General features: G+C 66.6%; 6 protein-coding genes and 6 pseudogenes. 5 read left to right on the top strand and 7 right to left on the bottom strand.

Features of this window, described 5'->3' with window-relative positions; translation table 11 throughout:
• Positions 1-64: 64 nt before the first annotated feature.
• Positions 65-412, bottom strand: a pseudogene (locus tag BX266_RS27240) (transposase family protein); the annotation flags it as partial.
• Positions 413-971: 559 nt separating this feature from the next.
• On the opposite strand from BX266_RS27240, the pseudogene BX266_RS27230 reads away from it, so the two are divergent.
• Positions 972-1,382, top strand: a pseudogene (locus BX266_RS27230) (transposase); the annotation flags it as partial.
• A gap of 21 nt (positions 1,383-1,403) precedes the next feature.
• Here BX266_RS27230 and BX266_RS27225 read toward each other — a convergent pair.
• A pseudogene (locus BX266_RS27225) lies at positions 1,404-2,330 on the bottom strand (transposase); the annotation flags it as partial.
• Positions 2,331-2,511: 181 nt separating this feature from the next.
• On the opposite strand from BX266_RS27225, the gene BX266_RS27220 reads away from it, so the two are divergent.
• Positions 2,512-3,252 (top strand): class I SAM-dependent methyltransferase, encoded by a 741-nt coding sequence (locus tag BX266_RS27220; RefSeq protein WP_099904039.1) that lies wholly within the window; start codon positions 2,512-2,514, stop codon positions 3,250-3,252.
• Positions 3,253-3,298: 46 nt separating this feature from the next.
• Here BX266_RS27220 and BX266_RS27215 read toward each other — a convergent pair.
• Together BX266_RS27215 and BX266_RS27210 are read right to left on the bottom strand one after the other, a co-directional pair.
• A protein-coding gene (locus BX266_RS27215; RefSeq protein ID WP_259464871.1) for an IS5 family transposase occupies positions 3,299-4,110 on the bottom strand; the annotation gives its coding sequence in 2 pieces (ribosomal slippage) (positions 3,299-3,781 and positions 3,784-4,110; 810 coding nt in all).
• A 60-nt stretch (positions 4,111-4,170) separates the two neighbouring features.
• Positions 4,171-4,512: pseudogene (locus tag BX266_RS27210) on the bottom strand (transposase); the annotation flags it as partial.
• A gap of 348 nt (positions 4,513-4,860) precedes the next feature.
• On the opposite strand from BX266_RS27210, the pseudogene BX266_RS27205 reads away from it, so the two are divergent.
• Positions 4,861-5,289: pseudogene (locus BX266_RS27205) on the top strand (transposase); the annotation flags it as partial.
• Positions 5,290-5,298: 9 nt separating this feature from the next.
• On the opposite strand, the gene BX266_RS27200 reads toward BX266_RS27205, so the two are convergent.
• Both BX266_RS27200 and BX266_RS41235 read right to left on the bottom strand, forming a co-directional pair.
• Entirely contained in the window at positions 5,299-5,736 is a 438-nt protein-coding gene (locus tag BX266_RS27200; RefSeq protein ID WP_099904035.1) for a hypothetical protein, read from the bottom strand.
• A 482-nt stretch (positions 5,737-6,218) separates the two neighbouring features.
• On the bottom strand, positions 6,219-6,671 hold the full coding sequence (locus BX266_RS41235; RefSeq protein ID WP_399171311.1) for a prolipoprotein diacylglyceryl transferase family protein: 453 nt from the start codon (positions 6,669-6,671) through the stop codon (positions 6,219-6,221).
• A 1,106-nt stretch (positions 6,672-7,777) separates the two neighbouring features.
• Here BX266_RS41235 and BX266_RS27190 point away from each other — a divergent pair.
• Both BX266_RS27190 and BX266_RS27185 read left to right on the top strand, forming a co-directional pair.
• Entirely contained in the window at positions 7,778-8,263 is a 486-nt protein-coding gene (locus BX266_RS27190; protein ID WP_099904030.1) for a winged helix-turn-helix domain-containing protein, read from the top strand.
• Complete coding sequence (locus BX266_RS27185) at positions 8,263-8,859, top strand: transposase (RefSeq protein ID WP_399170552.1); 597 nt, start codon at positions 8,263-8,265, stop codon at positions 8,857-8,859. The genes BX266_RS27190 and BX266_RS27185 overlap by 1 nt, the downstream gene beginning before the upstream one ends.
• Positions 8,860-9,025: 166 nt before the next feature.
• On the opposite strand, the pseudogene BX266_RS27180 reads toward BX266_RS27185, so the two are convergent.
• Positions 9,026-10,401 (bottom strand): annotated as a pseudogene (locus tag BX266_RS27180) (IS1380 family transposase).
• Positions 10,402-10,596: the final 195 nt, after the last annotated feature.

The raw sequence follows: 10,596 nt of genomic DNA, 5'->3' as shown, positions 1-10,596 counted from the left end.
GGGCTGTCCCGTAATTGATCTTCGGGCGTCTCGGGCGCGGGTCGATGCTCGGCGGTCGCCCGCCTCACGCGGCCTGGAGGAGGTTGTGCAGGCGGGCGATGCCGAGCATGGCGTGGTGGACGCCGTCGCCCTTGAGGCGGCAGTCGCGGAGGATCTTCCAGGTCTTCATTCGGGCGAAGACGTGCTCGACGCGGGCGCGGACCTGTTTGTGTTCGCGGTTGTGCTCGGCTTGCCACTCGGTGAGCTCGCCGCCCTTGGGTCGGCGGTGCGGGATGACCAGGCCAGTGCCCGGGTAGCCGCCGTCGGCGATCGTCGTGGTCCGGCCGACCGCGTCCTTGGCGCCGGATTCCTCCCAGGCCTTGCAGTCGTTCCGGTTGCCGGGCAGGGGTCGGCCGACAGCGACGACCAGACGACGACGACGTCTACGAGTACACCAACGACCTCTATTGCCGAAACTGGCTCCACGAGGCGTGGATCCTCCTGGACGAACACATCGTCCAGCTCTGGACTCCCCAGATCAAAGCCCTGGACGATCGGTACAGGGCCGCGACCGTCGACGACGACGGCCAAGCACTCGACCAGTTCCACAGGCTGCCGGGCCCCGACCTGTGGTGGTGGCGGCGACACCCCCGCATCCTCACCGGAGACCTCGGGCGATCGCTTCGCTCCGCTGGCGCCATCGGCACCGACCCGGATACTGCGTGACCCTCAGCCTGCTGCGGTTACGGGACAGCCCTTACTGGGTGTTTTGCCCTTATAGGCAATGGATTGCGGCGTTTTACGGTTCACTCGACGGTGTGTCTGCCGGGGCTGGTGAGACGGTGACCAGCAGGAGTGTCGCCTGCACACGGACCACCGCCTGAACTGCGAGCTTCCTCCTGTCTCATCCCAGGAAGCCGGGCCTGTGTGTACTTGTCCCGCCATCGCCGCGGCCTATGGGCAGAACGGCAATCCCGCAGTATGCCGTCATCATGACGGATCGTCGACCGTATCCGAGCGACCTGTCCGACGCCCGCTGGTCCCTGGTCGAGCCCACCCTCACCGCCTGGCGCCAGGAACGTACCGCCCGCGCCCTCGCCTTCGGCCGGCCACCCGAGCACGACCTGCGCGACCTCCTCGACGCGATCCTCTACGTCGACCGCACCGGCATCCCCTGGCGTTACCTCCCACACGACTACCCGCCCTGGGAGACCGTCTACGCCTACTTCGCCAAGTGGCAGCGCGAGGGAGTGTTCGAGCAGCTCAACGGCCTCCTCCGGCGCTTGCTCCGCACCGCAGAAGGCCGCGATCCAGAGCCAACGGCCTGCATTCTCGACTCGCAGAGCGTGAAGACCTCGACCAACGTCCCCGCCGTGAGTCAGGGCGCCGATGTCGGCAAGAAGACATCCGATGCGGAAGAGTCGTCAAGCTGCGAGGGACAGCTGGACTTCTCGTGGCGCGGGGAAGGCGATGTCCTCGTTGAAGTTCGTGCGCCGGGTGAGGCAGTGGTGGAGGCAGCCGATCATGCGGCTGAAGAGGTTGCGCTGGGCTGCGGTGTGGCGGTCGCCGGCTTCACGGCGGCGGTCGTAGTGTGCCCGGGCTCCGGTCGAGTGGGCCATGGCTGAGAAGGCCCACATGTAGCCGGCCCCGGCCAGTCGCTGGTTCTTGACTCTGCGGGCCATGACTACCGTGCTCTTGCCGGAGGCCCTGGTGATGGGGGCCGCGCCTGCGTATGCCTTCATGCCCCTGGCGTCGGCGAAGCGGGAGCGGTCGTCTCCGATCTCGGCCAGGACGCGGGCGCCGCTGAGGGGGCCGAGGCCGGGGAAGCTGGTGATGATCGCAGCGTCAGGGTGCTCCTCGAAGGCCTCGGTGGTGGCTTCGGCGAGGTCGTCGGCGCTGATGCAGGCGGCGTCCAGCTGACGCAGCAGTGCGCTGGCTTGCCTGCCCATGGCCTCTTCAACCAAAGGGAGTTGGCGCATCTGCGGCGTCCTGAGCGCGGCGTGTAGGCGCTCGGCCTCAGCGTCGATCGTGTTCTTGCGGCCAGCCTTCTTCAGCAGGGCCCGCAGCTGGGTCCGGGTGAGCTTGGCGGCCTGCTGCGGAGTCGGTGCCGCGGCGAGGAGGACGCGGGCGATCGGGTGGAACATCCCTTCGCGTCGGTGGCCGACGGCCGCCAGGTAACCGGGGAAGTACTGACGCAGGTGCGATGTCAGCTTGTTGCCGGCCTGGGTGCGGTCCCAGACCGCGTTCTGCTGGGCACGGGCGAGCACGGCGACGGCCTGGACGAGCTCGCTGTCGGCGGGCAGCTGCCGGTGGGCGTCGGCGTCGGTGCGGAGAATGTTCGCCAGCACTAAGAACTCCTAACGAAATGACCTCCAAGGTGGTTGGATCACTTCGGGATTGATGATTCGGGGTGCGGGGCGGTTCGGCCGAAGCCCTTGCAAGGCGACGACGAGTTGTGGGCGGTGCACGCTGCGCCGCGGAGAACGTAAATGCGTCGACAGCGCCCCTCGGCACGCGGCACAGTGGCCACCCGTGACGAGCAGTGAAGTGTGGACCCGCGCGACCGCCGACCGCTACGACGCCGAGGAGGCCGAGGCGTCTTCGGCTGCCGTTCTCGGACCGACCCTCGCCTTCCTGGCCGAGCTCGCCGGAGACGGCCGGGCGCTGGAGCTCGCCATCGGAACCGGACGGGTGGGAGTCCCGCTCCGGGAACGCGGCGTGCCGGTGGTGGGCATCGAACTGTCCGAGCACATGGCAGCGGTGCTGCGGCGCAAGATCGACGAGGACACGCTCCCGGTAGTCATCGGGGACATGGCCACCACGGTCGTTCCCGGCGGGTTCACCCTGGTCTATCTCGTCTACAACACCATCACGAACCTGCTCACTCAGGACGAGCAGGTCAAGTGCTTCCGCAACGCCGCACGGCATCTGGAGCCCGGCGGTCGGTTCGTCATCGAGCTGGGTGTGCCGCCGCTGCGGCTCCTGCCGCCCGGCCAGGTCGCGGTGCCGTTCGACGTCTCTCAGCAGCATCTCGGCTTCGACACCTTCGACCTGGTCGAGCAGATGCTCGTCTCGCACCACTTCACCCGCGACGGCGACGACGGCCACTACCGCCGCGAAAACTCCCGGCACCGGTACGCCTGGCCGGCCGAGCTCGACCTGATGGCGCGGATCGCTGGGCTCGAACTGGAACGTCGCGTTGCGGACTGGGACGGGGCCCCGTTCACCCAGGACTCCGCGAAGCACGTCTCCGTATGGCGCAAGCCGACCTGAGGTCGGCCACCGGGCCATAAACGTTGGCCGTGCCTGTCTTGAACTTCTATCGGGAGTTCAGGCGGCGCCAGCAGATCAGTACGCATCCGAGGGCGAGGAAGGCTTCGTGGATGTCGTCGCGGATCTCCCAGCGGATCCGCAGGCGGCGGAACCAGTGCAGGTGGGCGAATGCTCGTTCAACGACCCAGCGTTGCGTGCCCAGGCCCGAGCCGTGCTCGGTGCTCCGGCGGGCGATCAGCGGCTTCACGCCGAGATCCCGGACGAGGCGGCGGTACTTGTCGTGGTCGTAGCCGCGGTCGCCCAGCACCACGTCCGGGCGGCGCCGGGGCCGGCCTCGCTTGCCCCTCACCGGCGGCACCGCCTGAAGCAGCGGGATCAGCTGGGTGACGTCGTTGCGGTTGCCGCCGGTCAAGGTGGCGGCGAGCGGGATACCGGTGGCATCGGCGATCAGGTGATGCTTGCTGCCCGTCCTACCCCGGTCAACAGGGCTTCGTCCCGTCTTTGATCCCCTTTCAATGCCCGTATGTGGGAGCCGTCGACGGCGGCCCGGGAGAAGTCCAGGGCGTTCACGCTGCGAAGCTTGGCCAGAAGGACCTCGTGCAGTCGGGGCCAGACTCCAGCCTCGGTCCACTCGGCCAGGCGGCGCCAGCAGGTCATGCCCGAGCCAAAGCCGAGTTCCTGCGGCAGATGCTCCCAGGCGATCCCGGTGTGCAGGACGAACAGGATGCCCTGGAACACCAACCGGTCCGGATGCCGCTTTCGCCCGGGGTGCCGGGGCCGACGCGCCACCTTCGGTAGCAGCCGATCGATCACCGCCCACAGCTCGTGATCGACTTCCCACGGCTTCGGCCGAGCCACTCCAACCCCCGGATCGTCAGTCCCGGAGTGATCCAATCACCTTGGAGATCATTTCGTTAGGAGTTCTAAGGCGTCCAGGTGGTCCGACTTCTTGCGCGCGACGGTCCGGCGCTCGCGGTAGCGCGCCGCGGCCATGGGGTTGATCGCGTACACAGCGCGGCCGGTCGCGCGCAACGCGGCAACCAGGAGGCCGTGCGAGGTCTCGATGGCCACCGGGATCGGGTTCTCCGCTGTGTCGCCGTGTTCGGCGAGCATCCGGAGAAGCTCGTTCAGGCCTTCGGCGCTGTCGTCGATGCGGGCCCGGGCCTTGAGCGCACCCGATTCGTCGACGATGGCTATGTCGTGGTGGTCGCTGGCCCAGTCGATGCCGCAGAACACTCTCACTTGCTCCAGTTCTCTCATCTGCTTCCTGCGTTTGGGCTGGTCGAAGCCGTGCAGGGCATGCGTCTCTCTAATGGAAGGGCTCGGTGGCCCGACATCCGATTAGCCGTTCATGACCCCAGCGACCTGCGGGGCCCTCAGTCTCGAACGGAGCTGGTGGCTCCCGATCACGTAGGAGGTGGTCCCCACAGGAGGCTTGAACCATGATGATCATCGGTCATCAAGGGGTGGCGCTCGTCGTCGGCGGCGAGCGCCAGCGCACGTCAGTCTTCTTTGAGGGCTCGCGGGCCCGGATCGTGGGAGGACGTTGTGCTGACGCCGGCGGCCGGCAACGAGCGGGGCTCCGATCGTGCAACTGGCGCCCATTAGATCGCGGGCAGGAAGCGAAACATCGTCACCGACACGATCGGCCTGCTCCTGGTCGTGCTGGTCACCGCCGCGAGCGTCCAGGACAACGCCGCCGGCCGACAGCTCCTGACCACGGTCGCCACCCACCACCCCGGTATCAGCAAGGCCTGGGCCGACATGGGCTACAAGAACACCGTCGTCGAACACGGCGCAGCCTTGGGCATCGACGTCGAGATCGTCCGCCGTGACCCCGCGACCAGGGGATTCGTCGTCCAGCCCCGTCGCTGGGTCGTCGAGCGGAGCTTCGGCTGGCTCATGAACCACCGCCGACTCGCCCGCGACTACGAAGCCCTCCCGGCCCGCTCCGAAGCCATGGTCCACGTCGCGATGATCAACCTCATGACCTGCCGACTCACCGGAGAGTCCACCCCGACCTGGCGCGGAACATGAGCCTTGGAATCACGGATGAAACGCCCAGTCAGGGACGAGGACGTCGCCGCATCTCCACGCGCAGTCCGTGCGCTCCCGCCATAGACAGACGGTGGCCCTGGGAACACCGCTGCTGTCCTCGAACACGGGCTCCTGCGCAAGCGAACGAAAAACCTCGGCAAGCGAGTCGAACAGACCAGGCCACGGCGTCGGCGGCGAGACACGGTAGGCGCTGATCGGCGACTCGTGATTGCACGCCTGGGCATAGACCCCAGTCGCAGAGAAGACGATGACGTAGTCGTTCCCGCTGCCGTCCCGCATCGAGGCTATCTCCTCACCCGGAGCCCACCGGGTCTCATACGATTGCCACTCCGGGCTCAGGACGGCGTCCAGCATCGCCATCGCCTTCGAGCGGGCTCGCACCGTCTCGGGCTCGGGCAACTGCTTGATCACTTCGTAGACGCTCACGCGGCAATACAACCGGAGGCCGCTGACACAGCCTCGACCGCCCCCGGCGCTCTCATCTCTCGGCAACGTTCCCCGGCTGGCCGACCCGCAGCCGCTCGCCGAAGCCGCCAACAACCGCTCTCAGTTCTCACCTACGCAGCCACCCACCCGACGCAACAGCCGGGCCCTCGGTATTTCGACAGGCAGAAACCCCAGCCCGGACAAGCAGAAACGGCCCGCTCAGCCAGACTGACGAGCCGTCATGCAAGATCGAGGCTAACCTGAAACCGGATCACCCAATGGGTGTCGATACACCACTCAAGCGGACCTGACCCGTCAACCGCTGACGAATCGAGGTCAATCGTGGCCTCGTTGCCCTGGAAATGGGTCAGTCGCCACGAATCATACCGTCATGACCAATAACTTCCCATGATCACCAGGACTTCGAAACGCCCCTGAACGCCCCTGGCCCCGGTAGACAGGCTGGCACAGAAAGCAATATTTTACACTACTACCCCCATCCAAATGCCCGAGGCAGCGATCACAATTAGTGCTGTCCATTGCGCCTCAGACAAGGGACCGTATATGGGGCGGTGTCGGTGTCCACGCAAGCGCTCCATCGCTAGGCGGGCTGCGCTATAGGACCCGAGGAATGCGGGAAGCAGGGGCACCGGAGGCGGAACATTCGCGGCGAGCATGAACAGCGCCGCTGCGATTACGATATTAATGCCAGAATCGACGAGCTGTAGGGGCAGGACCCGCTCATTGGGCGCTGGGCCAGGATCGAATCGACGCCATCGTGTTCGCGCCGCTACGACAAGCTCGGAGTCGTATGTGATACCCCCCGGACTGGGCCGCCCATAGCAACACCCGCCCACCAGACAACCGATGCGATAGACAGCCAGCATTACAGGGAGGGCCAATCCGAGATAATCCGTCGCGATTTGGGCGGTCATGCCAAAGGCCAGGGAGAGGGCGAGACTGCCGGGCACAATGAACAGAACAACGTCCTGAAGGAATGATCGGGCAGGCGTACCAACCACTTTGAGTTTCATCTTCAAGAAGAGCGGATAGCCGATCGATTTGATCAAGGCCAGCGGTACCGCCAATCGCCACCATTGCACATTGCCCCACAGGTGCGCGACCGCCAACGCCACGCCAAGACAAGACATAAGCGCGATATCTGAAGCAAGAAAATATGGATGATAGCGGCCGCGTCGAGCCACCCGATGGGACAGTTGAATAAATCTCTCAACCGCACGCGCAGCAGTTCGATGAAGACATCCAATCTCGCCAGATAAGTCTCCCGCTCCCCTTGGCCCTATCGTAACGGAGTGCGACTCGGAAGAATTCGAGCGAGGCGGGTCTGGCGTGATCATTATTTTACCTCCGCTTGGTAGTGCCAAAATTCTGACCGCGCGCAATATCAGGAAAGGGGGAACGTATTGGCAATTTCCTGCATTGCCTGGTCACGCATGAGCCTGCCGCGCATTGGATTTTTCAAGTCAGGGAGCGATCCCTTCTCTCCCTATTGACAGGACACCGAACGATCCATGCCACCCCATGCCAGAAGCGCTCTTTGGACTCTATCGAATGACAGGGTCAGCATCCTGCTAGAATTCTAGATTGGTTGGCAATATTGGCACCGCAGCCACTCGGCTCGGGTTGGCCAACCCGCAATAGAAGAATCTACCCTCGGAGGAGAGTTCCGCCGACGCATTGTCGGCATTCGCATGCGGGGTACATTGGCTGGCCAATCCCCCGGCCCCGATGGGGTCGTTCATCAAACTAGCCTCCGCCGCCGCCCTCATGGCGTCAAAATCGAATCGCCTGACGTGTCCGGCCATCGCCTGTCATTTCCTTTATACTTTTCGCCGTTGATCTTAGTCGCGACCGCCTCGCCACGCCACCAACCGATGCATGCTGTGGCACTTAGGGCAACTCTCTTACCCTTTGGGCTGCATTAGAGGGCGTTTCATCCCATTGTTTAGAGGAGCTACTCAGGTTGAACTCGCCTTGTCGTGGGTGCTGAGGGCTGTCGATCGGTGGGTATGCCTCATTCGTGCGATACGCGCAGGGGGGCGGGTTCACTGCCCAGGAACAGCAGCGCCGGGAGCGGGTGCGGCTTGATGCCGCCGAGCGGTTCGAGCGTGGTGACGGCAACGGAATGATCGCCCGTGACTTGAGGGTCACGGTGCGGGCGGTCGAGCGGTGGCGCCGGGCCTGGCGGGACGGTGGCTCGGCGGCGTTGGAGTCGAAGGGGCCGCAGTCGCTGCCCCGGCTCGGTGAGCGGCAGTTCGCCCAGCTGGAGCGGGAGTTGGAGAAGGGGCCGCTCGCTCACGGCTGGGAGGACCAGCGGTGGACGCTGGCGCGGATCAAGACGCTGATTGGCCGGCGGTTCCACGTCTCGTACACGGTCCAGGGTGTGTGGAAGCTGATGCGGCGCAACGGCTGGTCGTGTCAGCAGCCGGTCCGCCGGGCGGTCGAGCGCGACGACGGGGCGGTCGAGATGTGGAAGAAGCAGGTGTGGCCGCAGGTAAAAGCCTAGTGGCGGCGCTCGGGGCCTGGCTGGTGTTCGAGGACGAGGCCGGGGTCTCGATGACGCCGGCGCGGGCCCGCACCTGGGGACGCCGCGGCCGCACACCCGTTGTCCGTGTGCGTGGCCGCTCCCGCCGACGGGTCTCGATCGCCGCCCTGACCTGCTACAAGGCCGGTGAGCGCTCCCGGCTGATCTACCGGCCCAGGCCGGACGACGGCCAGGGCCGGAGCAAGGGCCGCAAGAGCTTCGCCTGGACCGACTACCGCGACCTGATCGTCGCCGCGCACAACCAGCTCGACGGCCCGATCGTCCTGGTCTGGGACAACTTGAACACCCACCTGGCCGCCGGGATGAAGGAGTTCATCGCCGCCCAGGACTGGCTGACCGTCTACCAGCTGCCCGCGTACGCGCCCGACCTCAACCCGGTCGAGGGCATTTGGTCTCTGCTGCGGCGAGGCTTCCTGGCCAACGTCGCCTTCGCCGATCCCGACCACCTCGTGCGCACGGTCAGACGCGGCCTCCGAAAGATCCAGTATCGGCCTCAGCTCATCGACGGCTGCCTGGCCGCGACCGGCCTGATCACCGACATAGCGAGTTCAACCTGAGTAACCTCGATCTTTCGTGACGGTCCGTCGGTTTGTCCGGCGGGCCGTTTCGGCTTGTCGGGGTGCTGATGGGCGTGTCGGTGGCCCGGCTGTCGCGTCGGGTGGGCGTCGGGTTCCACGGCTCCGAAGGTGTGCGGCTGCTCGTCGGGGTGGTCGTTGTTGCCGGTCAGCCGGGATTGGGCAGGGCTTGCAGGCGTTCGAACGCGGTGGTGATCACGTCGGTCCAGGGCCAGTGGCGGGCGAGGCGGGGTAATGGCGGCGGCCGGTGGTGACGAGCTGGGCGGCGGCGGAGAACAGTCGTAGTCGCAGGCGCTTGGGCTCCCACCGGCGGGCGTCGCCGGTCAGGGCGAGCATGGGCATCCAGGCCGGCAGGTCGAGTGCGAGCTGGACGATCTCCAGCCAGACTCGATTCTGGGCGGCTTCGTGCAGGGGGAGGTTGCGCAGGCCGGTGGCCCTGGCCGCGCGGATGCGGTCCTCGGCCCGGGCCCGCTGGCGATGCCGAAGCTCCAGCTGGGCGATCGGGGTGCCGGTGGTGTTGGTGCCGAAGCAGGTCAGCCGCATCCCATCGGCGTCGGTGAAGCGCAACTGCGCTCCCGGGTGGGGTCGTTCCTTGCGCGCGATCAGCCGCATTCCCGGCGGCCATCCCTTGAGGACGTCTCCGGCGAGCTCGGCCACCCAGGCGCCGTCACGGACCTCGCCGCCGGGCTCGACCGCCGGCGTCCAGGCCGTGGCCGGCACGAGCAGAACGGCCTGGTGGACCTGGTCGGTGATGGTCATGCCGACCGAGTAGGACAACCACCTGCCGCGCGCCGCAGCCCGGTTCACGAACGCGTGGGTGCCGCCGCCGGAGTCCGTGCGAACCAGGGTATGCCGTCCGCGCCGGTACTCCTTCGGCAGCTGGGACAGTGCGAGGCGGGCGGCCTCGATGTGGTCGGCGGCGGTGTTGCTGCCCGCGTTGCCCGGCCGCAGCAGGCCCGCCATCGGTTCCCCGGACCCCGCCGCCCCGTGGTCGACGAACGCCATGAGCGGGTGATGGCCGAAGGTCTTCTTCCAGGTCGCGGCCGCTGCCTCCTTGTCGGAGTGCGCGATGACGAGCACCCCGTCGATGTCCACGATCACGTGCCCGTCCGCGTCCGGGGCCGCCTGCCCGGCCAGCTTCCACACCCGTTCGCGGACATCGGCCCGCGCCCGCCGGATCGCCGCGAGAGCCCGGGGACCGGCCGCGGCCAGCGTGTCGATGAGCCGCGAGACGGTCGGATCGGAGGCGACCGGCCCGAACGCGCCGGGATCGGCCCGCAGCACGCCGACGTCGGCCAGGCAGTCGCCACCCAAGGCCACCGCCAGGGCGATATCCAGAAGGATCTTGCCCGGATCGTGCACCGCCCGGGGCTTGCGCCACGATGCGAGCGCATCGGATATCGCGGTATCGAGCCCGGACCTGCGGATCGTTTCCACCAGCAACACCCAACCGGCCTGGGAGACCACCCCGTTACCGCCACCCGAGACCCGGACACGCGGATACGACCCGCCACGCTGACTCACCTGGGAAGTGCCTCCGACAGTGGTAGGAACAAGGACCTCGACAATCCTCATTCTTGCTGGTCAGAGGCACTTTCTGCTTTCCTGACCACCCGTCGGACAGCCTGCCCGGGCGGCGGCTCCACGAGGTTGGCTATGCCGCGTCGAGCGCATGAAGGTGACGAGGCAAACGACCCTGTCCGCACCCCGGGTCCCGTT

This window comes from Streptomyces sp. TLI_171 (genome assembly GCF_003610255.1).
In the GTDB taxonomy this organism is placed as follows: Bacteria; Actinomycetota; Actinomycetes; order Streptomycetales; family Streptomycetaceae; genus Kitasatospora.
Note: the sequence above shows the minus strand (reverse complement) of the source record. Positions and strands in the feature narration are given on the sequence as shown.